This window comes from Nocardioides sp. (genome assembly GCF_041913365.1).
In the GTDB taxonomy this organism is placed as follows: Bacteria; Actinomycetota; Actinomycetes; order Propionibacteriales; family Nocardioidaceae; genus Nocardioides.
Genome location: NZ_JAYSFM010000017.1, coordinates 1 through 25325 on the forward strand (window position 1 = coordinate 1; position 25325 = coordinate 25325).

The window sequence follows — 25325 nt, forward strand, 5'->3', positions numbered from 1 at the left end:
CCCCCCCCCCCCCCCCCCCCCCCCCCCCCCCCCCCCCCCCCCCCCCCCCCCCGGCGCTCTAGCGTTCAGTGGGAGCCGGTGGACGCGGGAGGTCGAGGTGGCGCGGAGGATCTGGGACCTGGGCTGGACCCACCTGGTGCTGCGCGGCGTCCTGGCCGTGCTCTTCGGCCTGGTCGCGATGCTCTTCCCGCTGTCGACGGCGACCGCGCTGGTGCTCCTGTGGGGCGTGTGGGCGCTCGCGGACGGCGTGGTGACCCTCGTCCAGGCGTTCCGCTCGCCGCGCTCCCCCGTGCGGCCGGCCCTTGCCGTGATGGGCCTCGTGGCGATCGTCGCCGGCACGATCGCCGTGACCGACCCCGGCCTCACCGCCGTCACGCTCACCTGGGTCATCGGCGTCTGGCTGATCGCACGCGGCCTGCTCGAGGGCGTCGTCGCCGTGCTGCAGCCCGGGGACCAGTCCCGGATCGGCCTGTTCGCCAGCGGGGCCGTCGACGTCGTCCTCGGGCTGCTGTTCGTGGCCAACCCCGGACGCTCGGCGGTGGGGCTGGCGTGGCTGCTCGGGCTCGTCGCGCTGGTCTGGGGCGCGGTCCTCCTCGCCGTCGGCCTGGTGGTCCGCCGCCGCGAGCGCACCGCGGAGGCCATGACTCAGGGGTGACGGCTCAGGGGTAGCGGGCGAGCTCCTGCCGCAGCCGCTCGGTGATGTCGCTCGACCATCCGTCCGGCTGGACGACGTTGACCCAGGCGGCGGCATGCTCGCCCGAGAAGTTGTGCCCGTGGGCAGGCTGCGTCGAGAAGGCGCCCGCCAGGTCCGCCGAGAGCTGGAGGAAGGTGATGAACGGCATCCAGCGCATTCCGTCGGGCACGTCGTCCCCGCGGGCCTCCTCGAGCCAGTCCGGCCGGGTCAGCACCAGGTCGGGGCTCCACCAGGTGACCGGGTCGGACGCGTGCTGGAGGTAGAGCACCCGGCTCCCCGGCCACGGCTCTCCCTCCGGCTGGGGGCGCTCGGCGCGGGTGGTGAACCGGATGATCCGTCCGGCGCGGTAGACCGGCTCGACCTCCCTCGAGCCGTCGTCCCGGTCCTCGATGAAGTCGCGGTAGAGCGGGTTGAAGTTCGGTGGTCCCACCAGGAGGGCCCCCGAGGTCCGGTTGGCGAGGTCGAACTCCCCGCTGAACGCCGCCTCGGCCCCGAACGAGCCGAGGCTCTCACCGAAGACGTAGAGCTCCGGGCGGTCGTCGACCGGCAGCGTCGACCAGCGCGCGTAGACGGCGTCGAAGAGGGCCCGCCCGGCCTCCCGGGCGCGAGCAGCGTCGACGAGGAAGGACAGCCAGGACGCCAGGTGCGAGTACTGCATCCCGACGATCGCGGAGTCGCCGCCGGTGACGTACTCGAAGCCGCTCGCGGCGCTGGGCTCGACCCACCCGGTGCCGGTCGTGGTGACGACGAGCAAGTGCCCCCGGTCGAAGCCACCGGCGCGCTCCAGGTCGGCCACGGCGAGGGCGGCGCGCTCCTCGGCGTCCTCGGCGTTGCCGAGCCCGGCGTAGACCCGGACCGGCTCGACGGCAGGGCGCCCGGTGAGGTCCTCGATCTGCTCCGCGGTGGGTCCACCGCCCACGAAGGCGCGCCCCTCCCGACCGAGCTGGTCCCAGTCGACGAGGGACTCCTCGCTGCCCGAGCGGAGCGGGGTGTCCGGGCGTACGACACCCCGCGGGGTCTCCAGGTCGCGGATGGCGAACGACGCGTCGAGCGCGCGCAACCCCGCGTCGGCGGCCACGCCGCTGAGGAGGGACCACGCCACGAAGGCGACGAGCACGACGCCCACCACGCGCGCGACGGACGGCTTGACGCGCCGCTCGAGCAGCCTCACGACCCGGCGGGTGGCCACCCGGCTCCCGCGAGCGACCCCGAGGAGCAGGCCGGCGACGACGAGCGCCACCAGCGGCGACAGGAGCAGGAACGAGACCGGCGTGGGCTCCGTCCCGGCCAGACGATGGGCCTGTCCCTGCCACCGGACGCCCAGGACGAGGCTCGTCGTGCACGCCAGCAACCCTCCGGCCAGGAGCGCCCACCGGGCGGCTTCCGGCCAGGGTTCGCGCGGGCGGTCGCGCAGCCCTCTCCAGCACCACGCGACGAAGACGCCGAAGCCGTATCCCGAGGCCGCTGCCACCCCGCTGACCACTCCCTGGAACAGCGGTGGGCGCGGGAGCAGCGACGGCGTCAGCGAGAGGCAGACGAAGACGACGGCGAACGCGAGCCCGGCGGGGAGCAGGCGCGTGCGGCGCATCAGTGCGCGGATGCGGTCGCGGACGCGGTCACCCGTCGGCGGCGCGTGACCGTCCGTCGCCGGCGGCACCTCCCTCACCCGATTCCGGTGAGGCCGATCCGACCGTCGGCGCTCGACGCCGGCGGCACCTGCAGCACCTCGAGGATCTCGACCCCCACCATGTCGAGGTGCGCGAGCACGGCCGCCAGTGCGGCCTGGTCGGCGAGCGGCCCGTGCAGGACGGTCCCCGGCGGAACGGGCACGGCCTCGAGCGACGGGAAGCTCTCGGTGAGCTCCCGGGAGAGTGCTCCCTGCACACGGATCAGGTATCGGTTCATCGCGCACCTCGCTGACGGGCGTCGGGTCAAGCCTGACCCCGAAGCAGCGCCCGCGCGTCACCCGCGGAGGGCGACCGGCTCGCTTGACGTCCGGGTCACCGGGATCAACACTGAAAGACGGTCGACGCCCGTGTCGGCGCCATCACGCACCTGTCCCAGGGTGCCGCCCCGATCGGGTGTCCACGGGGAGGTGGACATGGCCTGGGATCCGCGCGCGGGCGGACCCGTGCGCGCGCCCTCCCACCACCCCCCGACCCCGCCGGCCAGCCTCGTCTCCCGCCCGCGCCTGACCGGCCTCCTCGACCGTGCGGTCGCGCTGACACTCGTGGTCGCGCCGGCAGGGTCCGGCAAGACCGTCCTCGCGGCCGACTGGGTGCACGCCCGCCGTGCGTCCGGGCAGCCGGTCCTCTGGGTCATCGCCACCGACGCCGGCACGCTGCTGCCGGCCCTCGCCTCGGCGGCGGGAGTGCCCGCGGAGGCCCTGGACGAGGTGCGCCGGACGTACGACGAGGCTCCCGATGAGGTCGCCGAGACGCTGCGGGCGCACGCCACACCCGGCACGCAGCCGGCGCCGATCGTCATCGACGACGCGCACCACCTCCCCCCGGACAGCGTCGGGCTGCTCGGCCGGCTGCTGGCGACGGCGCCCGAGCTGCTGCGGCTCGTGCTGCTGACCCGGCGGGACCTGCCGCTCCCCCTCGTCCCCCTCGACCTGGCGGGACAGCTCGTGATGGTCCGTGCCGGCCAGCTCTGCTTCGACGACGACGATGCAGGCGACCTGGTTCGCTCGCACGCCCCACGGGCGACCGCGGCCGACGTCACCCAGCTGCAGGAGCACACCAAGGGCTGGGCGGCGGCCCTGATCCTGGCTGCGCGCGCGCTCGACGCCGCGGACGATCCCCCGGACCGCCCACCTGATGATGCGGTCCACGGAGCAGCCGGTGCTGGACTACCTGCTGAGCGAGTCCCTCGAGGGCCTCTCCGAGGCCACCCGGCAGGTGCTCGGCGCGATCTGCCACGAGACCGACGTGACGGCCGAGTCCGCCGCGGCCCTGTCGGAGCACCCCGATGCCGGTGAGCGCCTCACCGCGCTCGCCCGCGACGGGCTGCTGGTGACGGCGTACGCCGACCGCGACGGCGGCGCCCTGGTGTGGCGGCTGCACCCGCTGCTCGTCGAGGCGCTGCGCCGCCAGGACCTCGCGGACGCCCGGCGGTCCAACGGCGACGTGCACCTGCGCGGCGCGGCGCTCGCCCGCGCGGCGGGCCACCCGGCGGACGCCCTGCGCCATGCCGTCCTGAGCGGCGAGGAGGACCTCGTGGCCGACCTCGTGGTCGACCTGGGACCCGAGCTGCTCGCCACAGGACGGACCGACGCCGTCGACGACGCGTTGCGCCACCTGTCGCCGGGGTGCCGCGCCGCCCACCCGCACCTGCTCGGCGTGGAGGCACTGTGCCGGATGCAGACCGGCGAGATCGCCGAGGCGCTCGCGCTCGGGGCGAGGGCGGAGGTCGCCCTGGCCGAGGCCGGCGACGCCGCGGACCCCGAGCTGCGGGCCGACGTCGCGCGGGTCGAGCTCTGGCGCGCGCGCCGGGGCTGGACCGACCTCGACGCCGCCGTCGCCGGCGCCCACGCCGTGCTCGAGGCCACCGCGACCTCCCCTCTGTCGATCGCCCGGACCAGTGCGACCCTGCTCGAGCTGGGTGAGGCCGAGGCCTGGCAGGGCGACCTCGACGCCGCGCTGCGCCACACCCGGGACGCGCTGGTCATGGCGCGGTCGCTGGGCTACGACCGGTTGACCGTGCAGGCGCTGGGGCAGTGCGCCCTCCTGGACGCTTCGCGCGGCGCGACGCAGTCGGCGCTCGCCCAGGCGTCCGAGTGCCTGGAGCGTGCCGTCGCGAGCGAGGTGGGGGACGCGGTCTCCACCTGCCGCGCCCGCCTGGCTCTGGCCTGGGCCGAGCTCCAGTCCCTCGACCTCGACCGGGCGGCCACCGACCTGGAGCTCGGCCTGCCGCCCTCGGCTCCGGTCGACCCGCTGGTCGCTGTGCTGGGCGCGGTCGTCCGGGCGCGCCTCCTCATCGAGGACGGCCGGTTGCACGAGGCGGAGCGCGTGCTCGCGGGACCGATGGAGGTGCCCGATCCCGTCCCCGGCTTCGCCCGCGCCCTCGTCGACAGCACGCGTGCCCAGCTCGCCGCCGCCACCGGCGACGACGACGGCCTGGACGAGATGATCGCCCGCCTGCACGAGCTGGGCTGCCCTGCGGAGGCCCGGCTGTTCTCCGCCATCCGCACGGCGTTCGGCGGACGCGTGACCGAGGCGGTCGCCGACCTGGACGACCTGGCCCGCCACCCGTGCCCCAACCTGGTCACCCGCTCCGGGGTGGAGGTGGTGCGGTTCACCCTGCTCCTGCTCGCGGGCGACCCGGGCGCCGGCCGGACGTCGCTGCCCCACCTGCTCAGCACCCTCGCCACGCACCGGCACCTCTACGTGCTCACGGCCGCCCTCAGGGCCGGTGACTCCTTCCTCGACCTCCTCTACCACGAGGCGCGCCGCACCGACGCCCATCCCTACGCCGCCGAGGCACTGGCCGCGATGACGTCCTACGAGCTCGCCTACACCGACCGGCGGCGTCCGCTCCTCGACGCCTCGCGGACCGGCTCGCCTGGAGCCCGGACGCGCACGTACGGACCGCCCGCCGACCCGGCGGCGGCCCCGCTCCTCACCGACCTGACGCCGCGCGAGGCCGAGGTCTTCGAGCAGCTCGCCCTCGGCGGCTCGTACAGCGACATCGGGCGGGCGCTGTTCGTCACCGAGAACACGGTGAAGACCCACCTCGCGTCGATCTACCGCAAGCTCGGCGTCGAGCGACGCGCCGAGGCGCTCCAGGTCGGGCGCGACCGCGGCCTGCTCGAGCCGGCGCCCCAGCGACGCTCGCTTCAGTAGTCGACCGGGTCCCGCGCGATGGGGCACGTCATGCAGTGCCCGCCGCCCCGTCCCCGACCGAGCTCGGCCCCCACGATCGGGATCACCTCCACGCCCGCGTCCCGCAGCAGGGCGTTGGTGTAGGTGTTCCGGTCGTAGGTGAACACCACCCCGGGCTCGACCGCGACGGCGTTGTTGCCGCTGTCCCACTGCTGGCGCTCGGACGCATAGACGTCGCCGCCCGTCTCCAGCGCACGCAGCTTCGACAGGCCCAGCGACTCGGCGACCACGTCCACGAACGCGCGGTCGCCCTCGTCGGTGACCTCGATGCCGTGCTCGTTGTCGCTGGGACGCAGCGAGAACGAGTGGATGCCGTCGACGATGCCCGGGAAGTAGGTCACCACGTCACGGTCGGCGAAGGTGAAGACGGTGTCGAGGTGCATGGCTGCGCGCAGGCTGGGCATCCCGGCGACGACCACGCGTTCGGCAGTGCCCTGCTCGAAGAGTGCTCGTGCGACCTGGGTGATGGCCTGGCGCGAGGTCCGCTCGCTCATGCCGACCAGGACGGTCGCGTTGCCGATCGGCATCACGTCGCCGCCCTCGATGGTCGCCAGGCCCCAGTCGAGCTCCGGGTCGCCCCACCACACGGTCGACCCCACGTAGTCGGGGTGGAACTCGTAGATCGCCTTGTAGAGCAGCGTCTCGTCGTGCCGGGCCGGCCAGTAGAGCGGGTTCATGGTCAGGCCGCCGTAGAGCCAGCAGGTGGTGTCGCGGGTGTAGAGGGTGTTGGGCAACGGCTGCATGAGGTACTCGCGGGCGCCCGTCGACTCGCGTGCCAGCGCGACGAAGCCGGACCGGAAGTCGTCGGGCAGGTCACTGGTCGCCAGTCCCCCGATCAGCAGCTCGGCGAGGCGGCGCTCGTCGAGGGTGCCCAGATAGGCACGCGTCTCGTCGACGAGCCCGTGGCCCACCTGGTTGGCGGTGATCTTGCGCTCCAGGAGCCAGTCCCTCGCCCTCGGGACCGCCATCGTCTGGGCGAGCAGGTCGTGGAGCTCCACGACCTCGACGCCACGGGCCTCGAGCTCCGAGACGAAGTCGGCATGGTCGCGCTCGGCGTTGTCGACCCACATGACGTCGTCGAAGAGCAACGAGTCGGAGTTGGTGGGCGTGAGCCGCCGGTGCGCGAGGCCCGGCGAGCACACGAGCACCTTGCGCAGCCGGCCGACCTCGGAGTGCACGCCGTACTGGGACGCGACGCCGCTGCCGGCGGAGTCGCCTCCCGACGTGTGATGACTGGTCATGAGCGCGCTTCCTTTCCTGGGTGTTCAGAGGGAGATCCGACCGGTCCAGAGCCCGACGACGCCGATCACGCCGCCGGCCACGATGAGGGCGAAGAGCGCCATCTCGGTCGGGCTGAAGATCCGCCGGCCGTGCTCGCTGCGCGCCTTGATGTAGAGCAGCGAGGCCGGCGCGAGCAGCACGGTCATGAGCAGCACGAACTTCATGCCGGCGGCGTCGAAGAGGAAGATCGTGTACGCCGTGGCGACGCCCGCGACGATCGTCTCCTTGCGCCGGGTGCCCGCCGCCACGCCCTCGTACGTCTCGCCGGTGAGCCCGAGCTTGAGGGCGTACGCCGCCGCCAGCAGGTAGGGCAGCAGCGCCAGGCAGGTGGACAGGTCGAGCATGAAGTTGAGGGCGTCGGAGACGAAGAGCGTCAGTGCCAGCAGCGCCTGCACGCCGAGCGAGGTCACCACCAGGGCCGTGATGGGTGTGCCCGCCTCGTTCTCGCGGCCGAGGAACTCCGGCAGGTCGTCCTGCCGGGCCGGGATGTACATGACCTCGGCCGCCATCAGGGTCCAGGCGAGGTAGGCGCCCAGGACGGACACGATCACCGCGACGCTGATGAAGACCTCGCCCCAGTCCCCCACGACCGACTGGAAGACGCCGACCATCGAGGGCTGACGCGTGGCGGCGAGCTCGGGCTGCGGTACGACGGAGTAGCTCGAGAGCGTGACGAGCGCGAAGATCGACAGCACGCTGAGGAAGCCCATGATGGTGGCCCGGCCGACGTCCTCGCGCTTCTGCGCGTAGCGGGAGTAGACGCTCGCTCCCTCGATCCCGATGAAGACGAAGGTGGTGATCAGCATCGTGTTGCGGATCTGCTCGTCGAGGCCACCGAGGTCGCCGTAGCCGTAGGCGGTCCAGTTGTCGGAGAAGACGCCGGCGTCGAAGTTCACGAACAGCACGACGATGAAGACCAGGATCGGGATGATCTTGAAGATCGTGACGATCCGGTTGATCACCGCCGCGTCCCGGACGCCGCGCGCGACGAGGTAGTGGAAGGTCCACACCCCGGCGGTGCTGATCGCCACCGCGAGGAAGGTGTCGCCGTCGCCGAAGCCGTCGAAGAACGCGCCGACCGTGGCCGTCATGAAGACCCAGTAGAAGGTGTTGCCCGCGACCGCGCTCGCCCAGAACCCGATCGCGGAGTTGAAGCCGGCGTAGTCGCCGAAGCCGGCCTTGGCGTAGATGAAGACGCCGGCGTCGAGCTCGGGCTTGCGGAGCGCGAGGTTCTGGAAGACGAAGGCCAGCATCAGCATGCCGGTCCCCGCGATCGCCCACGCGATCAGCGAGCCGAGGATGCCCGTGGCCACGCCGAAGCGGGCCGGCAGGGAGAACACGCCCGCCCCGACCATGCCGCCGATCACCATCGCGGTGAGGGTTGGCAACGTCATCTTCTGGACGGGGCTGCTCTCCGCGGCGTGGATCTCCTGCCCGGTCGTGGTCATGTCAGCTCCTTGGCCGTGTCCGAGGGTGCGAGGGCACCCGCGTCCTGCGCCGCCTCACAGGCCCGCATGCGCCGATCCTCCGACGCAACCCACCCCCGACGGGTCCCCCGATCCGGGCGATGCCCGGCCGCCAGAGCGCGGCCTGGCCGGGCGGCGCACGTGCGCTGGGCAGCGAGGTCGCCTTGCAGCCGCGACGGCACGTGTCCCCCGGATCGGGGGAGGCCGCCCGTCCGGGCAGCCAGCAGACTCGGCTGGAGCGAGTGGCACGCGAGGCCGGACGGAGAAGGGACACGCGCATGGGCACTCTCACGGTGTGGAAGTTCGACACGGCGGGTGGCGCGGACGACGCGACCAAGCTCCTGGGCGACCTGTCGCAGCAGCACCTGATCACGGTCCTCGACGCGGCCACCGTGAGCTGGGAGGAAGGACGGAAGCGTCCGCGGACGCGTCAGCTCCACGACCTGACCGGTGCCGGGGCGTTGGGCGGCGCCTTCTGGGGCATGCTCTTCGGGCTGATCTTCTTCATGCCCCTCCTCGGTGCCGCCATCGGCGCCGCGTCCGGGGCGCTGGCGGGCTCGCTGCGCGACGTCGGCATCGACGACCGGTTCATCGAGAAGGTGCGCGCGGAGGTCTCCCCCGGCACCTCGGCGCTCTTCGTGCTGTCCGCGGACGAGGTCGTGGACCGGGTGCGCGACGCCTTCGCCGACCGACGCCCGGAGCTGATGTTCACCAACCTCAGCGACGACCAGGAGGCCGCCCTCCGCGAGGTCTTCGCCGAGTAGGACGGCAGACATGCGCCACCTGGGTCTCGGGGGTCGTCCGCGGGGGCGCTGCGCTGCTGCTCGCCGGCGGGCTCGCGGCGTGCGCCGACGACCCCGACGACGGCTCGTCCGACACCCCCTCCACGTCGTCCGATGCGCCCTCCTCGTCGGAGTCGCCCGCACCCGCGGGCCTCGACGCCGCGGCGCTGGAGGGGACGTCGTACGCCTCGACGACGGTCGAGGGCCGGGAGCTGGTGGCCGGCACGAGCGTCGAGGTCGGCTTCGAGGGCGGGACGATGTCGGTGTGGGCCGGGTGCAACACCGTCTTCGGGCCGTTCGAGGTCGACGGGACGACGCTCGCCTGGAGCGCCGAGCCGGCCACCACCCTGATGGCGTGCGACCCCGAGCGCGAGGCACAGGACCAGTGGCTCACCGACCTGTTCCGCGGCGGCGTCGACGCCACGCTGGAGGGCGACGCGCTGACGGTGGCGGCCGACGACATCACCATGGAGCTGGGGACGGAGGCGCCGGAGGACCTCTCGGCCCTGCTCGGGCGCACCTGGACCGTCATCGGCACCGTCTCGGAGGGCGCCGTCTCCCGCCTCCCCGTCAACACCCGCCGGCCACGCCTCGACGTGGGGGCGGACGGGCTGGCGCGCCTCTTCACCGGGTGCCGCAGCGGACGCGTCACCGTGCAGGTCGACGGGGCGGCGCTGGTGTTCTCGAACGCCACGGTCCAGCGCGGCCGGTGCGCCGGTGCGGCCCGGAAGACCGAGCGAGCGGTCCTGGCACTGCTCGACGGGCCCAGCGACAACGCCGAGCTGCACGAGCACCTGCTGGTCGTGACCCGGGGCGGCACAGGGCTCTTCTTCGAGATCCGCTGACTAGACCTCGTCCGGATCCAGTGGCTCGCGGAGCAGCCACCGGACCGCTCGGCGCGACATCAGCAGCGCCAGGACGAGCAGGGTGACGGACACGAAGCCGCCCAGGCTGACCGCGCCGCCGAACGCGAGGTCGATGAGCCAGAGCACCACCAGCTTGCTCCCGACCGCCAGCCCCCAGACCCCCAGCGCGGACACCACCCTCCCCAGCAGGCTCGTGGCGGCCCGGAACCTCCCCACGGCCGCCGCCTTGGCGCGGATCACCAGCTCCAGGGTGATCTTGAGCAGCGCGGCCGTCAGCAATGAGAGCGTGAAGCCCTCGCTGAGGACGGACGGCACGTGCTCCACGGCCAGGTTCAGGACGACGACGTAGACGAAGAGGTCGACCACGTCGGCGCGGCGCGCGGCCGTCCACGGCCGCGCATCGGCCGGTCCCGCCTGCCCGGTCACGAGGCGTCCGCACCGGCGTCGACCAGGCGTCGTCGCCACACCAGGGCGACGACCCCGCCGAGCACCACCGGTCCGAGGATCGTCACCGCCCGCCACACCGTGAGCGCCGCCACCAGCTGCGGCTCGAGCACGTCGCCGCCGATCTCCATGCACGCACCGAGCAGCACCACGTCGTAGATGCCCAGCCCCATCATCGGTGGGAGGGTCAGCGGGTACGCCAGGAAGAAGATGCCGATCACCTCGTACGCCGGCACCTGATCGGCCGGCACTCCGACGAACCTGATCGCGAGCAGTAGGATGCAGGCGTCCGCGAGCACCATGGCGCTCAAGGCGAGCAGCGAGCGGGGGAAGGCGCGACGGTAGCCGGCCCCGACGTGCTCCTGGAAACCGGTGGCCGAGCGGACCCACGCCTCGGGGTCCACCGACGGGCGCACGCGCCGCACGATGTTCGCGGACACCAGTCCCAGCCGGGCGGCGAACTCCCCACGGCGTACGGCCAGCGAGACGAGCACGGTCATCACGACCGCCACGGCGACGCTGACCAGTGCGCCCGTGACCGGAGGGGTGCCGGCGCCCAGGACGAGCAGCACCGGCAGGCCGATGAGGGGTGCTGCGAAGCGGTTCACGTAGAAGGCGACCATGTTCATGGTGGCGCCGGCGAGCCCGCGGGAGGGCTCGATGCCCCACGCGCGGAACATCGCCACCCGTACGACGATGTCGCCCGGCGGCGGCGCCACGACGGCCATGAGCGAGGCGACGAGGTCGTTGAGCAGCGCCCGGGCCGCGCCGAGGCCGTCGATGAACAGCGCGAGCGGGAAGGCGTTGAGCGTCTGCCGCACGAGCAGCACCGCCAGCAGCACGAGCCCCTGCCAGACGGTCAGCCTGCCGATCGCCGCCCCGACCGACGCCCAGTCGATCGATCCCAGGAAGGTCGAGGCCAGCCACCCGCACACGAGGACGATGGCCACGAGGACGAGCGCGCGCAGCCACGGGGACCGGCCCCGCCGGCTCGGACCCGCGTGAGCACCCATGCTGCGATGGTCCCGGTCGACCGGGTCGGAAGGATCACCCGAACCCGGCGACACCCGGCGTCGCGCCCTGGTGGGCTCTCAGCGCGAGTAGCGCACGGACCACCAGTGCGAGCCGCGGTCGTCGAGCTGGTGCCAGCCCGCCCGCTGCAGCTCGGCGTCGAGCTCGGCCAGGCTCTTGCGGGCGAGGTCGGCCCACTCGTCGTCCGCCGCGGTGTCGAGGTCCTGGAACGGGCGGAGCGCGAAGCGCTGCCCCGTCGCGGTGTGCTCGGCCGCCTCGTGGCGGCGGTCGGGAGAGGCGGCCACGAAGCGGTAGAGCGGTCCACCGCCGGCACCGATCACCGCGCTGAGCAGCGCGCTCCTCCACGAGGAACCGCGGTCCGGCTGCAGGTAGACCTGGATCATCTCGGGCGCGTCGGCCACGCGCGCATCGTGCTGCGTCATCGCCATCTCCTCCTTCGGCTGCCCACCCTCACACCCATCGTCGATCGGCGGGCCGGCGACCACCAGAGGCGTTGGTCCCCACGCACGACGAAGGGCCCGGTCTGGTGACCGGGCCCTTCGGTTGCTGTACCCCCGACCGGATTCGAACCGGCGCTACCGCCTTGAGAGAGGATCTTGGCCTCCTCGGACACTGTTGGAAGTCGATGAAGGTCGCAGGTTCGTTGACCCCGACCTTCGGGTCTGTGGCATGACGCATGAGCCCGCCGACCGACGATCTGCCGCGACGAGCCGCTCCCGGGCGCCCGTGCCTGTCGATGCCCGCGGGTGGGCATCGTGAGGTGGGTCAGTCGAGTCACACGTCCGACGGTTCCTCACGCAAGCGCTCTCACCGCCGGCACACAACGAGGACCTTTGCGCGAGCGTGCTCCGTCTCGAGGTGCTCCAGCGCCGTGGCGGCGCCCTCGAGGTCGAAGGTCCGCTCGATCTGCGCGCGCAGGACGCCCGCTCTCATGAGGTCGGCAAGGACTTCCAGCGACCCGTGCGTGGGCACGGCTTGTGGCGTGTGTAGCAGAGGGCCACCGCGGCGCCGGGCAACCTGGGCTCGGATGAGCAGCGCCACAGCCCCCACGATCCGGCCTTCGCCCGGCACTCTCCCGCCCGACAGGACCACGCTCCCAGCGGGCGTCGCCACGCGCTGCAGCTCAGCCAGCGGCCGGTTGCCGACCAGGTCGATGACCAGGTCGTAGGCCGCTTCGAGCTGGGTGAAGTCCTCCTGGGCGTAGTCGATGACCTTGCTGGCACCGAGAGCTCTGGCTTGTTCGGCGTTGCGGGCGCTGCACACCGCGGTCACGTGCAAGCCCAGGGATCGGGCGAGCTGGATGAGGAAGGTGCCTACCCCACCCGAGGCACCGACGATCAGCGTCCTGGCATTCGGTGCTGCGTTGGCGGCGCGCAGGCACTCCCAGGCGGTCGTCGCGGCCAGCGGGACTGCCGCTGCTTGCTCCATGGTGACGCCGTTCGGGATCCGCGCCATTGCCGTCACGGGTGCTGCGACGAACTCGGCGAGCGTGGCACTTGCCTCCCCGAACACCCGGTCCCCGACCGCCCAGTCCTGCACCTGAGGACCGACGGCCTCGATGACGCCGGCGTAGTCGGTGCCACGCACCCGCACCTTTGGTGCCCGCCACCCGAAGATGGAGCGGCCCATCAACCGAGCAACCCGGGGTTCGCCGCGCATGATGTGCCAGTCCCGGGCGTTGACCGAAGCGGCTTCGACACGCACCAGCACCTCGCCCTCACCGGCCACCGGGCGGGGGACGTCGGCGACGGCGAGCACATCGGGGCCGCCGTAGCGGTCCTGCACCACCGCACGCATCGTGGCCGGAGTCTCCGCCGAAGTGAGCTGCTCGTGGGGCGACGGCCGGTGTCTGGTGGCCATGTCACTTCACCTCCGACCGGACGAGAGTCCACATGCCCACCACGGCCGGGAGGACCAGCCAGATGCCGGTGGTGGCGGCCAGCTGGGACCACTGCTCGGTGTCGAAGGACCCACGGAGCAGGGCGGTGAGCTGGTAGTCGAGGTCGACCCACGGCTGGAGGTCGTGGAACCAGTCCTGAGTCATCGCGAGCAGGCTCAGCAGTGGTGGGATGACGAACGAGAAGATGAAGAACGCCACGATGGCTCCTGCGGAGTTGCGGATGAGGGTGCCGCAGACCATGCCCATGGCCAGTGTGAGCGTCAGGGAGAGCAGCACGTACGGCACTGCGACCAGGTCTTGGTCCCAGACGGTGTCGTTGCCCGAGATCCAGGATGCGACGACGTTGCCGCCGGCGCCGACGATGAAGGCCAACGCGGTGGCGGGCACGGCGACGAGTGCCAGGCCGATCGCCTTTGCAGTCATGATGCGGCTGCGGTGCGGGACGATGGTGAAGGTGGTCAGCCCGCTGCGTTGCGTCCACTCAGCCGTGACCGCGAGCGCGGCGATGATCGGCAAGATGACGGACATCGGGAACGCGATGGTCGTGGTGAACGTGGCGTAGGTGAAGTCCTCGTCCGGTCCCCAGGCGATGACCGCACCGGTGGTGAGCAATGACGCCCCCGCGACGCTGGCGAGCAGCCACAGCCCAGCACGGGTGTCGAAGGACTTGCGCAGCTCGACGGCGACGATGCGACGCATCGGGATTCGCCGGGCGCGGGCAGGGGCCTGCTGGGTGTTGGTCGTGGTGGCCGTCGCGTTGGCGGTGGTGTTGAGCGTGTGGGTGGTCATGCCGCTGCTCCTTCTCGTTGGGTGTCGGCGGTGAGCTCGAGGAACATCTCCTCGAGGCCTGCTGTCTCGGCAGGGCGAAGCTCGATGAGCGCAATACCGGCCGCGGCGGCGAGCTGGCCCACCGCTTCGGGATCGGCGTCGACTCGCACGACGCCGGGTGAGGTCAGGGTCGAGGACACGTCGGCGGCCGCGAGCGTGACTTGAAGGGCGCCGGTGTCGCGGGTCCGCACATGGGTGCCGGTGCTGGCGAGGAGCTCGTCCTTGGTTCCGGAAGCAACGATGCGGCCGTTGCCGATGACGACGAGGTCGTCGGCGATCACCTCGATCTCGTGCAGCAGGTGCGATGACAGCAGGACGGTCGAACCGCGGTCGGCGTAGGTACGGAGCAGGTCGCGCATCCACCGGATGCCGGCCGGGTCGAGGCCGTTGGCGGGTTCGTCGAGGATGAGGACGTCGGGGTCCCCCAGCAGGGCGTGGGCGATGCCGAGTCGCTGCCGCATGCCGAGGGAGTAGTCACGCAGCCGGCGCCCGGCCTCTGCGGATGTGAGGCTGACGAGGTCGAGCATCTCGTCGACCCGGCTGCGGGGCAGCCCCATCATCTGTTGGCTGAGTCGGAGGATCTCGCGTCCCGTGCGGCCGGCGTGCTGGGCGGAGGCGTCCAGGAGGACGCCGACCTCGAGGCCCGGGTTCGGGAGGTCTGAGAAGTTCCGGCCGGCGACGTGCGCCGTACCGCGCGTCGGCGGGGTCAGGCCGGTGACGATGCGCAGCGTGGTGGACTTGCCGGCGCCGTTGGGTCCGAGGAACCCGGTGACGCGGCCCGGGCGGGCGGTGAAGCTGACGTCGTCGACGGCAGTGAAGGCGCCGTAGGTCTTGGTGACGTGCTCAACGGTGATCATCGGATTCCTCCTGGGGGGTGGCTGGGGTACGGGTACGAGGCGGGGTCAGTTGTGGTGGGCAGCCGAGGCGCCGGTCGGTGCTCGCGGGCGAGCTTGGCGAACAGCAGCTCGCTGCCCCATTCGCCCTTGAAGAAGACGTTGTCGACGAAGTGGGCCTCTTGGCGCATGCCGACGCGGTTCAGGAGGGCGGCTGCTGCGGTGTTGCGTGCGTCGGTGATCGCGGTAAAGCGGTGCAGGTGCATGGGACCGAACCCGTGGTCGAGGAGTGCGTTGAGGGCTTCGGTCGCGTAGCCACGGCCTTGCTCGGCGCGGGCGAGGGTGAACCCGATCTCCATCTCGCGCGTCTCGTCGGCGTTCACCTTGCACGCGACGTCGCCGACGAGGACGCGACGGTCCCGGTCCTCGAGCGCGAGCTGGAACCACTCACCGGGCGCACCTAGCTCACGTTCCTGCATCGCCTCGACCAGCGCTGTTCCGTGGGCGTGGGTGAAGGTGTCCCAGCTCTGGTAGCGCGCCACGTCCGGGTCGGCGCGGTAGGCGGTGAACGCCGCGACGTCGTCGGCGGCGAAGCGACGCACATCCAGTCTCGTCGTGGCGAGGTACGTCATGACGACCTCCGGCTGCGGCGCCGGCTCGGACGACGAACGATGAGCTCGGCGACGGCGAGGTTGACGGCCCAGCCGGCCGCGGTCGCGGTGTCGATCACGGCGGTGCTCGTCCCGAGCGTCGCTTCGGCGATGCCGATGGTGACGACCTGGGTGCCGGCACCGAGGCCCAGAGCGTAGGCGCGGACCATCCAGGCGCGATGGGTCCTGAACCTCCGGGCAAGGACGGCGCGGAGCCCCAGGACGAGGCAGGCGACCATGGCCAGCGCGACCAGCAGGCGCGACCAGAACAGCACGGGCCCGGTGTTCGCCTCGGTCGGGTAAACGAGCGTGAGCCACAACGCAGAAAGTGCGACTGCGAGACCCATGGGGACGAGCACTCGACCGGCTGCTCGATGCCACCGTGGGTGGCGGAGGCGCACCCCTTCCGAGAACTGGAAGGCGCCGAGCAGCGAGTACACGGTGGCGGTGACGATGTGGACGATGAGCGCGACCGGCATGTCCGGGTGGTGAGCGTCTCGGGGCATGTACGTTGAGCCGGTCGACAGATCGGTGAGGCGAACCGATCCGGCGATGACAGGGATCAACGACAACGCGACCAGGGCCAGCGGCACCCGCCAGGTCGGAACACGGCGGCGCGTGGGAACGCGGTGCGGCGCGATGGTGGGTGTGGTGCTCATGGCTGCGGCTCCGACGTCGACCCTGGGCATGCGGCATCGTCCTCGAGGGTGACTTCGAGCAGCGTGAGGCCGAGGTCGCGGACCTTCTGGATGAGTCCGTGCAGGGCCGCCTGGTCGCTGACTGCTCCGCGAAGGACGGTGGTGCCGTCGGTCTCCGGGGTCAGGGTCATGCCGTCGAACCAGGCGCTCCAGCGGTGCTCGAGGCGGCCCTGGATCCGGATGATGTAGCACCCAGCGCCGGGATCCGGCCTGGTCGACGTGCGCGGTTCGTCCATGTCGCGGACGCTAGGAGCCGACGTGGTGAGCGGGCCTCACCACAGGTGGTGAACGCGGTGGTGAGATTTCGGGACCCCAGCACCCCGGAGCGCCTCGGCACACGCCGGGGCGGCATGCAGGGTCAGATCAGGTCGAGCTCCTTCGCGCGTGCGACGGCGGCGCGGCGGCTCGTCACTCCGAGCTTCATGTAGAGGTTCTTGGTGTGAGTGCGCACGGTGTTGAGCGACACCACGAGCTCGCGGGCGATGTCTGGGCCGTTCAGCTCCGTGTTGAGCAGACGGAGCACGTCGTGTTCGCGGCCGCTCAACGCGTCGACGAGCACTGGCGCACTTCTCATCGGCGCGGAGCCGACAGGTGGTGGCGCGGTGGGAACGAACGCTGCTCGAAGTCGCGTGACGTAGGGCGAGGGCCTGCGCTGCACGGTCGTCGCGAGCAGACGCGCCATCGGGTCCCCCTCGATGGTGAAGGTGCGGACGTAGCCCTCGGGTTCAGCCAGGTCCAGCGCGGCGATGAGGGCGTCGACGGCCCCCTCGGAGTCTCCGGCCTCGTGCAGCACCAACGCGCGCGTCACCTCGATCTCGATGACGGATCCTGCGCGCCCGGCGCTGCGGGCGGCGGCGAGAAGCCAGTCCAGGGCGGCTGCGGCGGCGGCGAGGTCTGCTCCCCGGCGACCCTGCTGGTGAGCAGAGAGGAGAACCTTGATCAGGGTGAGGTGCTCGTACTCGCGCAGGTACGTCGGCGCGTCCTCGAGTGAGATCTCGACGTGGTCGACCCACTCCAGTGCGTGGTCGATGAAACCGTGTCGCGCCCAGGTGCGGGCGCGGACGGCTGCGACCGGAGTCACGTTCGGCAGGAAGTCGGCGACGTAGCGGCGTTCCGCCTCGTCCAGCAGGTCGATGGCGGCGCTCACGTCTCCATCGGCCTCGCGAAGCGAGGCAGCAACGACGCGTGAGCGGTACGCGAACTGGGGAAGCCCGCCGTGCTCTGGCAGGTCGCGGGCGTGGTCCAGCTCGCGGCGGGCTGCCGCGAGGTCGCCCGCCTCGAGGTGTCGTGCGGCGATGCCGACGTGCATGTCGGGGCGGCCACGCAGGATGGGCCTGTGATGGCGGTCGGCAAGGTCGAGCGCCGCCCGGTACGTGCGAACCGCCTGGCGCGGGCGTCCGAGGGCGACCTCCATGTCGCCGAGGGCGACCGAGCACCCCAGCACGTCGGGGACGTAGTCGATCGCTTCGAATTCGACGAGGCAGGCGGTGTAGGCGTCGTGGGCGCCGTGCACGTCGCCGGTGGTCCACGCCGCCAGACCGCCGAGCGCCAGCGCCGCGCCGCGGACCACGTGATCACTGTCCTGAGCCTGCTCGAGGGCACGACGGGAGTGCTCGACAGTCGCCTCGACGTCGCCGCGCTCCAGCGCCAGGCCAGAGCGGTGAACGGCCACGTCCGCGGGCAGACGCCGGTACTCATCGGCGTCGACGAAGACAGGCACACCACCGGGTCCCGCTGCGCCTCTCAGTGACTGCTCGGTCGCGACCAGCAGCTCTTCGACTCCTTCGAAGACGCCGGTCGACATCCGCGTCCCCGCCAACGCGTTCGCCAGCACGGGCCGGGTTCGCAGCACCGGGTCGGCGAGTGCTTCCATCCAGCCGCGCAGCGTCGCCTCACGGCGGTCGCGGCGCAGGGCGGGCATCACCGACTCGATCAGGACGGCCGCTCGGTCATGGTCGGCACCCGCCAGGCTGTGCCCGATGGCGTCTGCGATGTCGCCGTGCGCCTCGTGCCAGGCGGCGGCCCTGCGGTGCAGCTCGAGCACCAGCGCCGGGTCCTCGTCGAGCAGCCGCCCGCGTAGGACGTCGGCGAACAGGTGGTGGTAGCGGTACCAGTGCCGCCGATCATCCAACGCGACCACGAACAGGTTGTCGCGGTCCAACCGTTCCAGGTCGGCACGCCCGCCGCTCCGTCCGGTGACGGCGTCACACAGGGCGGCGGTCATCCGGTCCAGGATGGACGTGTGGTGCAGGAACTGCTGGAGGTCGGCGGGCAGTCGTTGCAGCACCTCCTCGACCAGGTAGTCCACGACGTACCTGTCGTCACCGGTGAACCCGGCGATGAACTCGTGGACGTCGTCGCGCCCGGTCATGGACAGCGCGGCGAGCTGGAGCGCTGCGATCCAGCCCTCGGTTCGCCCCTCCAACGCCTGCACGTCGTGAGGTGCCAGGCCGATCCCCATGACGTCGTTGAGGTACGCGGAGGCTTCCTGGGCGGTGAAGCGGAGGTCGGCCGCGCGTATCTCGACGAGCTCGCCCCGCGCTCTCAGCCGCGCCAACGGCAGCGGCGGGTCGACGCGGCTGGCCAGTACCAGGTGGAGCCGCTGGGGAAGGTGCGCGAGGAGGAAGGCCATGCCGTCGTGCACGGCAGGTGAGTCGATGACGTGGTAGTCGTCGAGCAGCAGGACCACCTCCGCCCGGGAGGCGGCAACGTCGTTCACCACAGCGGTCAGCAACGTCTCCACCGGTGGTGTCTGGGAGTCACTCAGCAGCGCGAGGGCGTCCTCAGCGACACCGGGCAACGCCGTGCGCAGCGCGGCGACCAGGTACCGCCAGAACCTGGCGGGGTCGTTGTCCCCCGGATCGAGTGACAACCACGCAGCGCGCACGCTCGCGTCGTCGCCGGTTTCCAACGACGCCAACCAGTCCACCAGCAGCGTCGTCTTGCCGAACCCCGCCGGCGCCGACACCAGGAGCAACCGAGCGGTGAGACCGGCACCCAGGCGCTGACGCAGGCGCGGACGGGCGACCAGACCTGCGCGCGGGGACGGCAGGTACAGCTTCGTCTCGATCAGTGGGTGGGCCATCCCCGGCTCCTCGTGCGGGCGCTCGACGCGCCGGTGAAGCCGCGCGTCCGAAGCGCGGCAGAGACAACATCTTCCTCCCACGCCGGAAGCAGACGAACTCTCTGGTACAGACCGGTCTGCCGCGGCCCCATGACGGCCGTAGCGTGGAAAGCACGCCTTCGCTGCCCCAACCCGCCGAGCCTGCTGCAGAGGAGAGCGAGATGCGCGACGCGATCGGCTCGCCCGTTCGCACGGGAGACGCCACGCCCGCGCCGGTGGGGGTGCCGTTCGTCACGACGTACGCGCTGGCGTACATGAGTGTCGCGCTGATGCTCATCGCCCCGCTGCTGGTGACCCTCGCCTTGAAGATCCGCTCGCTCGTGGGACCCGAACAGGCACCCGCGAGCCTGGCGCTGGTCACGGGAGTGGGCGGTCTGCTCACCGTCTTCTCCGCGCCCGTCTTCGGGCGACTCAGCGACCGCACGTCCTCACGGCACGGCATGCGCCGACCGTGGATGGTTGGCGGGCTCGCCGGCGGCGTTCTCGGTATCGGCGTGGTCGCCGCCGCCGCGAACGTCGCGACGGTCCTGGCCGGGTGGTGCCTGGCGCAGCTGTGCTTCAACGCCTTGCAAGCAGCGCTCGTCGCGGTGTTGCCCGACCAGGTGCCGCTGACCCAGCGAGGCACCGTCTCGGGGGTGCTGGGCATCACCGTGCCCGTCGCCGCCGTGCTGGGCACGTTCCTCGTGCAGCTCGTCGAAGGCAACCAGGCCGCGATGTTCTTGACGCCCTGCGTCATCGGCGCCGTGCTCGTCCTCGGGTTCGCCGCCAAGCTCAACGACCGGCGCCTGGACCCTCGCAACGCCAGGCCGTGGGCCGTGCGCGACCTGCTCACCGCTTTCGCCGCGCACCCGCGCCGCGACCCCGACTTCGCGTGGGCGTTCGCCGGCCGGTTCCTCTTCATCGGCGCGTACGCGTTCTTGACGACCTACCAGGCGTTCTACCTCCTCGAGCACGTCGGCACGAGCGAGTCGCAGGTACCACACCAGGTCTTCGTCGCCACGTCGGTCCAGTCCGCTGTGCTCGTCGTCGCCTCGCTCACGGCCGGGCGGTTCTCGGACCGCACCGGCAGGCGCAAGGTGTTCGTCGTCGTCGCGGCCCTGACCTACGGTGCCGCCCTGTTCGTCGTCGCCGCCTCGCACACGTTCACCGGCTTCCTCATCGGCATGGCCATCAGCGGACTGGGGTTCGGCACCTACATGGCCGTCGACCTCGCCCTCGTCGCCGACGTGCTCCCCGACCCGGCGAACTCCGCCCGCGACATGGGCCTGTTCAACATCGCCAACGCCCTGCCCTACGCCCTGGCCCCAGCCGTAGCGCCCGCCATCCTCGGCGCCAGCGACAACAGCTACGGAGTCCTGTACGCCGTCGCGGGCACCTGCGCCGTCCTCGCAGCCGCCGCGGTGCTCCCCATCCGCGGGGTGCGGTGAAGGTTCACCACCTGCTTCACCACGTGTGGTGAGCCGCGCTCACATCGTCGCTGCCTACGTTCCGGGCATGCCGTCCGGCACCCGACTGTGAAAGGCACGACCATGGACAAGCTCACCCGAGCCATCGCCTCCGCCAGTGCACGCCACCCGTGGCGCACCATCACCGCGTGGCTCGCCGTCACCGGCGCCATCTTCGCCGTCGCCATCTCGGCCGGCGGCACGTTCGTCGACGACTTCTCCGCACCCGGCAGCCAGAGCGCCAAGGCGCTCGAGCTCCTCGACGAGAGCTTCCCCGAGGCAGCCAAGGGCTCCGCCATGGTGGTGCTGGCCGCCCGCGACGGCACCACGCTGACCGATCACCGTGACGCCATCGACGACGTCCTGACCGAGGTCTCGACCATCGCCCACGTCCAAGCAGTGGCCGACCCGTTCACCGCCGGCACCATCTCCGACGACGGACGAATCGGATTCGCCACCCTCACCCTCGACGCACCGGAGCGCGAGATCGGCAAGCCCGCCTTCGCGGTGCTCTCCGAGGACGTCTCCGGGGCAGCCGCACCCGCCGACCTCCAGGTCGAGCTCGGCGGCGACGCCGTCTTCCTCAATTCCACAGAGGAGAACTCCGCTCACGTGGGCATCGGCCTGCTCATCGCACTCCTCGTCCTCATCGTGGTCTTCGGCACGGCCGTCGCCGCCGTCATCCCCATCGGGCTCTCGCTGATCTCGGTCGGCGCCGCCATCGGCGCCATCATGTGGCTGGCCAGCACGATGAGCGTCTCGGTCTCAGCCATTCCGGTCGCCGGGCTCGTCGGCTTGGGTGTGGGAGTCGACTACGCACTGTTCGTAGTTGCGCGCTACCGCGAGGGCAGGGCCGCCGGACAGGACAACGCCCGAGCCCTGACCGGCGCCATGGCCACCTCGGGAACCGCGGTCGTCTTCGCCGGCGGCACCGTGATCGTCGCGACGACCGCACTGGCCATCACGGGCCTCGGCATCATCACCTCCATCGGCCTGGCCACCTCCCTCATGGTGCTCAGCGCCGTCGCCGCCGCGGTGACGCTCCTGCCCGCCCTGCTGACCCTTCTCGGCGACAAGATCGACGCAGGCCGCATCCTGCGACGCCACCGGCCCGCCACTCGGGCCGAAGGCAGCCGCTGGTGGCGCTTCGGTCATCACGTCTCGCGACGCCCGTGGCCCTACCTCCTCGGTGCCGTCACCGCCGTGCTCGCGATCGCCACCCCCGCGCTCTCGATGCAGACCGCGTTCCCCGCAGCCGGCGACGCCCCGGCGGAGACCACACACCGCCAGGCGTACGACCTGCTGACCGAGGGTTTCGGCATCGGCTTCAACGCTCCCCTCACGGTCGTGATCGACCAGCGGTCCGCGCCCGACGGCGACCAGGGCGTGGACAGCCTCGTCGAGACGATCGCCGCCGTCCCCGGTATCGCCTCGGTCGGCGAGCCGCAGACCTCCGCCGGCGGCGACACGGTCGTGCTCAACGCCCTACCGACCAGCAGCCCCGCCGCCGCGGCGACCTCGGACACCATCGAGGAGGTCCGGTCCGTCATCCCTGGCAACGTCTACGTCACCGGCATCACGGCAGTCACCGACGACCTCAACAGCCAGTTGGCCAAGACGCTGCCCGTCTTCGTCGGCACCGTCATCGCCGTGTCCTTCCTGCTGCTCATGCTGGTGTTCCGGTCGGTGCTCGTCCCGCTGAAGGCAGCCGTGATGAACCTGCTCTCGATCGGCGCTGCCTACGGCGTCATGGTCGCCGTCTTCCAGTGGGGCTGGGGCGCCGAGCTCCTCGGCCTGGAAGGACCCACTCCCATCACCTCGATCATCGTCGTCATCATGTTCCCGATCCTCTTCGGGCTCTCGATGGACTACGAGGTGTTCCTCCTCTCCAGGATCCGGGAGGAGTACGCCAGGACCGGCGACAACGCCGAGTCGGTGGCTCGCGGCCTGGCCGGGACCGGTCGCATCATCACCTCGGCCGCGCTGATCATGGTCGCGGTCTTCCTCAGCTTCGTCGCCAGCCCGGTGCCTTCGCTGAAGATGCTGGGCCTCGGCCTGGCCACCGCCATCCTCGTCGACGCGACCGTGGTGCGCATGCTCCTGGTCCCGGCGACCATGTCGCTGCTCGGTGACGCGAACTGGTGGCTGCCGAGGTGGCTCGACCGGGCGCTGCCGGTCGTCACCATCGAAGTCGCAGACAACCCGGACGAACCCGACGCCGAGGAGCAGCAGCGGACGGGACGCGCCGAGCAGCTGGTGTCCAGCTGACGTCGTGCGTCCGCGCGGTGCCGCAGGAGCGCCACCGACCCCGGGATCCCGCCCGGGGTCGGTGGCCTGCCCCTGCTGGCGACGGAGCTATGAGCCAGGAAGTCGGAGGCGCATGCGTTCACCGGGGCGCCCGAAGATGCTCAGCATCTCCGCCGGCGCCTGCCCGGTGCTGCCGAACCAGTGCGGCACGGTGGTGTCGAACTCTGCGACCTCGCCGGGCTCGAGCACCTGATCGTCGTCGCCCAGCACCAGCCGGACGCGCCCCGACAGCACGTAGATCCACTCGTGGCCGTCATGGGCGCGCAGGTCCGGGTCGACCTTGGTGGTCGGGATGACGATCTTCCACGCCTGCATGCTGCCCGGCTCGCGGCTCAGCGGGATGACGGTGCGGCCCTTGACCTGCCCCGGTCGCAGCCGGATACGCGGGTCGCCCACCTCTGGTGCCGCCACGAGATCGTCCAGCGGTACCCGGTAGGTGACCGACAACGCCAGCAGCAGCTCCAGCGTCGGGCGCCGCTGCCCCGTCTCCAACCGCGACAGCGTGCTCTTCGAGATCCCGGTCTGCTCCGCGACCCCCGTCAACGTCATGCCGCGCCGGGTACGAACGGCCCTCAGCCGAGCCGGCACGTCCGCCAGCGCGCGGTCCACAGCTCCGACCGCCGCTGCCCCCGCTCCGGGTGGACCGGCGGTGGGTTCGGTGGCGTCGTGCTCACGGGTGGTCCTCATGCGTCCATTGCACCGGCCGATTCCCGACAACGGCAACATTGATTGGACCGGGGCGGAGGCCGGTCCACGCTCGTGGCATGAACTCCTTCGACGTAGCCATCATCGGCGGTGGCGCCGCCGGCCTCTCCGCGGCCCTGGTCCTCGCCCGGGCTGACCGCAACGTCGTCGTGATCGACGACGGCACCCCCCGCAACGCCCCCGCGGCCCACATGCACGGGTTCCTCTCCCGCGACGGGATGCCGCCGTCGGAGCTGCTCGCCAAGGGGCGTGACGAGGTCACCGGATACGGCGGCCACCTGCTGCACGGCACCGTCGCCGACGTCGTCCCCGACGGCAGCAACGGCTTCTGGGTCCTCCTCGCCTCCAGCAGCCGCATCCGCGCCAGGCGTCTCCTGGTCACCACCGGGCTCACCGACGAGCTGCCCGACGTGCCTGGTCTCGCGGAGAGGTGGGCCCGCGACGTCCTCCACTGTCCGTACTGCCACGGTCGCGAGGTCCTCGACCGTCAGCTCGGCGTCATCGGCGGCACCCCCGGCGCGGTGCGCTACGCCCAGATCGTGCGGCAATGGACCCACGACCTCGTCTACTTCACCCCACCGGGGCTGCTGACGGCCGCCGAACGCGCCGGTCTCGTCGCGCGCGCCATCGGCATCGTCGAAGGCACCATCGCACGCCTCGTCATCGACGACGACCGGCTCCGCGGCGTGTGCATGGCCGACGGGCCGACGGTGCCACGCGACGCCCTGTTCGTCCCACCGTGCTTCGTTCCCCGCAGCGGGTTCCTCACCGACCTCGGGTGCGCCACCAACGACGACGGTTGGGTCACCGTCGACACCACCGGCCGCACCAGCGTCCCGGGCGTGTGGGCCGCCGGCAACGTCGTCGACCCCCGAGCCCAGGTCATCACTGCCGCCGGCGCCGGCTCGGCTGCCGCGATCGCCATCAACGCCGATCTCGTCGACGACGACGTCCACCAAGCCATCACCGCGTACCACCTCGGCTACACCGCCTGACCCTCCCCACACCACCCACCCGCACGACACCTTCGAAGGAACGACCATGACCAGCACCACCCCTGAGATCGCCCCCACGCCCAAGGTGGGCGCGCCGACCAAGCACCAGCTCGCTCTGATGATCTGGGTGGCGGTCTTCCCCACCCTGACCGTGCTCAACCTCCTGCTCGGCGACTCGCTCGCCGACCTCCACCCGGTGCTGCGCACCTTCGTGCTCGCCACCGTCGCCGTGCCGATCGTCATCTACGGCCTCATGCCGCAGCTGCACCGTCTGCGTGTCCGCCTCCTGCGTCGCTCCTGACCCAGCTCTGGGCCACCACCGCATCCGACCGCACCACCGAGGAGGCCCCACCATGTCTTCGCTTCAGCAATCCACTTCGGACGTCGCC

At 71.6% G+C, this 25325-nt stretch carries 24 protein-coding genes; 9 read left to right on the top strand and 15 right to left on the bottom strand.

Annotation, left to right across the window (positions count from 1 at the left end):
- Window positions 1-97 precede the first annotated feature (97 nt).
- Window positions 98-655, top strand: a complete 558-nt coding sequence (locus ACE3QY_RS21075; protein ID WP_374458028.1) for an HdeD family acid-resistance protein — start codon at window positions 98-100, stop codon at window positions 653-655.
- Between the two features lie 4 nt (window positions 656-659).
- Here the strand turns inward: ACE3QY_RS21075 and ACE3QY_RS21080 are convergent, their stop codons facing one another.
- Both ACE3QY_RS21080 and ACE3QY_RS21085 read right to left on the bottom strand, forming a co-directional pair.
- Entirely contained in the window at window positions 660-2282 is a 1623-nt protein-coding gene (locus ACE3QY_RS21080) for an alpha/beta hydrolase (protein WP_374458029.1), read from the bottom strand.
- Window positions 2283-2356: 74 nt separating this feature from the next.
- On the bottom strand, window positions 2357-2599 hold the full coding sequence (locus ACE3QY_RS21085; protein WP_374458030.1) for a hypothetical protein: 243 nt from the start codon (window positions 2597-2599) through the stop codon (window positions 2357-2359).
- Window positions 2600-2795: 196 nt separating this feature from the next.
- On the opposite strand from ACE3QY_RS21085, the gene ACE3QY_RS21090 reads away from it, so the two are divergent.
- Both ACE3QY_RS21090 and ACE3QY_RS21095 read left to right on the top strand, forming a co-directional pair.
- The gene (locus ACE3QY_RS21090) at window positions 2796-3677 is read left to right on the top strand and encodes an AAA family ATPase (RefSeq protein ID WP_374458031.1); all 882 of its coding nucleotides are present in this window, start codon (window positions 2796-2798) and stop codon (window positions 3675-3677) included.
- Between the two features lie 1513 nt (window positions 3678-5190).
- Window positions 5191-5541 (top strand): response regulator transcription factor, encoded by a 351-nt coding sequence (locus tag ACE3QY_RS21095; protein ID WP_374458077.1) that lies wholly within the window; start codon window positions 5191-5193, stop codon window positions 5539-5541.
- Here the strand turns inward: ACE3QY_RS21095 and ACE3QY_RS21100 are convergent.
- Window positions 5535-6821: an arginine deiminase gene (locus ACE3QY_RS21100; RefSeq protein WP_374458032.1), complete on the bottom strand. Its 1287-nt coding sequence runs from the start codon at window positions 6819-6821 to the stop codon at window positions 5535-5537. The genes ACE3QY_RS21095 and ACE3QY_RS21100 overlap by 7 nt on opposite strands.
- Window positions 6822-6845: 24 nt before the next feature.
- The gene (locus ACE3QY_RS21105; RefSeq protein WP_374458033.1) at window positions 6846-8309 is read right to left on the bottom strand and encodes a basic amino acid/polyamine antiporter; all 1464 of its coding nucleotides are present in this window, start codon (window positions 8307-8309) and stop codon (window positions 6846-6848) included.
- A gap of 296 nt (window positions 8310-8605) precedes the next feature.
- On the opposite strand from ACE3QY_RS21105, the gene ACE3QY_RS21110 reads away from it, so the two are divergent.
- Together ACE3QY_RS21110 and ACE3QY_RS21115 are read left to right on the top strand one after the other, a co-directional pair.
- Complete coding sequence (locus ACE3QY_RS21110) at window positions 8606-9091, top strand: DUF1269 domain-containing protein (RefSeq protein ID WP_374458034.1); 486 nt, start codon at window positions 8606-8608, stop codon at window positions 9089-9091.
- A gap of 185 nt (window positions 9092-9276) precedes the next feature.
- Complete coding sequence (locus ACE3QY_RS21115; protein WP_374458078.1) at window positions 9277-9954, top strand: META domain-containing protein; 678 nt, start codon at window positions 9277-9279, stop codon at window positions 9952-9954.
- Here ACE3QY_RS21115 and ACE3QY_RS21120 read toward each other — a convergent pair whose 3' ends face one another.
- The 10 genes from ACE3QY_RS21120 to ACE3QY_RS21165 all read right to left on the bottom strand — a co-directional run bounded on the left by ACE3QY_RS21120 (window position 9955) and on the right by ACE3QY_RS21165 (window position 19445).
- Window positions 9955-10401: a hypothetical protein gene (locus ACE3QY_RS21120; protein ID WP_374458035.1), complete on the bottom strand. Its 447-nt coding sequence runs from the start codon at window positions 10399-10401 to the stop codon at window positions 9955-9957. It abuts the gene before it with no gap.
- A complete protein-coding gene (locus ACE3QY_RS21125) occupies window positions 10398-11432 on the bottom strand; it encodes a hypothetical protein (protein WP_374458036.1) in 1035 nt (344 codons plus the stop codon). Before ACE3QY_RS21125 ends, ACE3QY_RS21120 begins: the two co-directional genes overlap by 4 nt.
- 78 nt (window positions 11433-11510) lie before the next feature.
- Complete coding sequence (locus ACE3QY_RS21130; RefSeq protein WP_374458038.1) at window positions 11511-11873, bottom strand: hypothetical protein; 363 nt, start codon at window positions 11871-11873, stop codon at window positions 11511-11513.
- 385 nt (window positions 11874-12258) lie between these two features.
- Window positions 12259-13311 carry an NAD(P)-dependent alcohol dehydrogenase gene (locus ACE3QY_RS21135; protein ID WP_374458039.1) on the bottom strand — a complete coding sequence of 351 codons (1053 nt, stop codon included), beginning with the start codon at window positions 13309-13311 and terminating at the stop codon, window positions 12259-12261.
- Between the two features lies 1 nt (window position 13312).
- Window positions 13313-14140, bottom strand: coding sequence for an ABC transporter permease subunit (locus tag ACE3QY_RS21140; RefSeq protein ID WP_374458040.1), 828 nt, complete (start codon window positions 14138-14140; stop codon window positions 13313-13315).
- Entirely contained in the window at window positions 14137-15036 is a 900-nt protein-coding gene (locus ACE3QY_RS21145; RefSeq protein ID WP_374458041.1) for an ABC transporter ATP-binding protein, read from the bottom strand. The genes ACE3QY_RS21140 and ACE3QY_RS21145 overlap by 4 nt, the downstream gene beginning before the upstream one ends.
- On the bottom strand, window positions 15033-15644 hold the full coding sequence (locus ACE3QY_RS21150) for a GNAT family N-acetyltransferase (RefSeq protein ID WP_374458042.1): 612 nt from the start codon (window positions 15642-15644) through the stop codon (window positions 15033-15035). Before ACE3QY_RS21150 ends, ACE3QY_RS21145 begins: the two co-directional genes overlap by 4 nt.
- Complete coding sequence (locus ACE3QY_RS21155; RefSeq protein ID WP_374458043.1) at window positions 15641-16321, bottom strand: DUF2306 domain-containing protein; 681 nt, start codon at window positions 16319-16321, stop codon at window positions 15641-15643. Before ACE3QY_RS21155 ends, ACE3QY_RS21150 begins: the two co-directional genes overlap by 4 nt.
- Window positions 16318-16596 (bottom strand): hypothetical protein, encoded by a 279-nt coding sequence (locus ACE3QY_RS21160; protein WP_374458044.1) that lies wholly within the window; start codon window positions 16594-16596, stop codon window positions 16318-16320. The genes ACE3QY_RS21155 and ACE3QY_RS21160 overlap by 4 nt, the downstream gene beginning before the upstream one ends.
- 122 nt (window positions 16597-16718) lie before the next feature.
- On the bottom strand, window positions 16719-19445 hold the full coding sequence (locus tag ACE3QY_RS21165) for a LuxR C-terminal-related transcriptional regulator (RefSeq protein WP_374458045.1): 2727 nt from the start codon (window positions 19443-19445) through the stop codon (window positions 16719-16721).
- Between the two features lie 200 nt (window positions 19446-19645).
- Between ACE3QY_RS21165 and ACE3QY_RS21170 the strand changes: the two genes are divergently transcribed.
- Both ACE3QY_RS21170 and ACE3QY_RS21175 read left to right on the top strand, forming a co-directional pair.
- On the top strand, window positions 19646-20911 hold the full coding sequence (locus tag ACE3QY_RS21170; protein ID WP_374458046.1) for an MFS transporter: 1266 nt from the start codon (window positions 19646-19648) through the stop codon (window positions 20909-20911).
- 102 nt (window positions 20912-21013) lie between these two features.
- Entirely contained in the window at window positions 21014-23197 is a 2184-nt protein-coding gene (locus ACE3QY_RS21175) for an MMPL family transporter (RefSeq protein ID WP_374458047.1), read from the top strand.
- An 87-nt stretch (window positions 23198-23284) separates the two neighbouring features.
- Here the strand turns inward: ACE3QY_RS21175 and ACE3QY_RS21180 are convergent, their stop codons facing one another.
- Window positions 23285-23923 carry a helix-turn-helix domain-containing protein gene (locus tag ACE3QY_RS21180; RefSeq protein ID WP_374458048.1) on the bottom strand — a complete coding sequence of 213 codons (639 nt, stop codon included), beginning with the start codon at window positions 23921-23923 and terminating at the stop codon, window positions 23285-23287.
- Between the two features lie 77 nt (window positions 23924-24000).
- Here ACE3QY_RS21180 and ACE3QY_RS21185 point away from each other — a divergent pair, with 77 nt between their 5' ends.
- Entirely contained in the window at window positions 24001-24936 is a 936-nt protein-coding gene (locus ACE3QY_RS21185; protein ID WP_374458049.1) for an NAD(P)/FAD-dependent oxidoreductase, read from the top strand.
- A gap of 46 nt (window positions 24937-24982) precedes the next feature.
- Window positions 24983-25237: a hypothetical protein gene (locus ACE3QY_RS21190; RefSeq protein WP_374458050.1), complete on the top strand. Its 255-nt coding sequence runs from the start codon at window positions 24983-24985 to the stop codon at window positions 25235-25237.
- The last annotated feature ends 88 nt before the right edge of the window (window positions 25238-25325 follow it).

Bases quoted from the DNA above. Each gene is read 5' to 3' on its own strand.
- ACE3QY_RS21190 (WP_374458050.1), top strand. From the start codon at position 24,983: ATGACCAGCACCACCCCTGAGATCGCCCCCACGCCCAAGGTGGGCGCG.
- ACE3QY_RS21125 (WP_374458036.1), bottom strand. From the start codon at position 11,432: ATGGGTGCTCACGCGGGTCCGAGCCGGCGGGGCCGGTCCCCGTGGCTG.
- ACE3QY_RS21105 (WP_374458033.1), bottom strand. From the start codon at position 8,309: ATGACCACGACCGGGCAGGAGATCCACGCCGCGGAGAGCAGCCCCGTC.
- ACE3QY_RS21160 (WP_374458044.1), bottom strand. From the start codon at position 16,596: ATGGACGAACCGCGCACGTCGACCAGGCCGGATCCCGGCGCTGGGTGC.
- ACE3QY_RS21175 (WP_374458047.1), top strand. From the start codon at position 21,014: ATGGACAAGCTCACCCGAGCCATCGCCTCCGCCAGTGCACGCCACCCG.
- ACE3QY_RS21145 (WP_374458041.1), bottom strand. From the start codon at position 15,036: ATGATCACCGTTGAGCACGTCACCAAGACCTACGGCGCCTTCACTGCC.
- ACE3QY_RS21085 (WP_374458030.1), bottom strand. From the start codon at position 2,599: ATGAACCGATACCTGATCCGTGTGCAGGGAGCACTCTCCCGGGAGCTC.
- ACE3QY_RS21090 (WP_374458031.1), top strand. From the start codon at position 2,796: ATGGCCTGGGATCCGCGCGCGGGCGGACCCGTGCGCGCGCCCTCCCAC.
- ACE3QY_RS21150 (WP_374458042.1), bottom strand. From the start codon at position 15,644: ATGACGTACCTCGCCACGACGAGACTGGATGTGCGTCGCTTCGCCGCC.
- ACE3QY_RS21080 (WP_374458029.1), bottom strand. From the start codon at position 2,282: ATGCGCCGCACGCGCCTGCTCCCCGCCGGGCTCGCGTTCGCCGTCGTC.
- ACE3QY_RS21155 (WP_374458043.1), bottom strand. From the start codon at position 16,321: ATGAGCACCACACCCACCATCGCGCCGCACCGCGTTCCCACGCGCCGC.
- ACE3QY_RS21140 (WP_374458040.1), bottom strand. From the start codon at position 14,140: ATGACCACCCACACGCTCAACACCACCGCCAACGCGACGGCCACCACG.
- ACE3QY_RS21110 (WP_374458034.1), top strand. From the start codon at position 8,606: ATGGGCACTCTCACGGTGTGGAAGTTCGACACGGCGGGTGGCGCGGAC.
- ACE3QY_RS21135 (WP_374458039.1), bottom strand. From the start codon at position 13,311: ATGGCCACCAGACACCGGCCGTCGCCCCACGAGCAGCTCACTTCGGCG.
- ACE3QY_RS21180 (WP_374458048.1), bottom strand. From the start codon at position 23,923: ATGAGGACCACCCGTGAGCACGACGCCACCGAACCCACCGCCGGTCCA.
- ACE3QY_RS21095 (WP_374458077.1), top strand. From the start codon at position 5,191: ATGACGTCCTACGAGCTCGCCTACACCGACCGGCGGCGTCCGCTCCTC.
- ACE3QY_RS21130 (WP_374458038.1), bottom strand. From the start codon at position 11,873: ATGACGCAGCACGATGCGCGCGTGGCCGACGCGCCCGAGATGATCCAG.
- ACE3QY_RS21170 (WP_374458046.1), top strand. From the start codon at position 19,646: ATGCGCGACGCGATCGGCTCGCCCGTTCGCACGGGAGACGCCACGCCC.
- ACE3QY_RS21165 (WP_374458045.1), bottom strand. From the start codon at position 19,445: ATGGCCCACCCACTGATCGAGACGAAGCTGTACCTGCCGTCCCCGCGC.
- ACE3QY_RS21100 (WP_374458032.1), bottom strand. From the start codon at position 6,821: ATGACCAGTCATCACACGTCGGGAGGCGACTCCGCCGGCAGCGGCGTC.
- ACE3QY_RS21185 (WP_374458049.1), top strand. From the start codon at position 24,001: ATGAACTCCTTCGACGTAGCCATCATCGGCGGTGGCGCCGCCGGCCTC.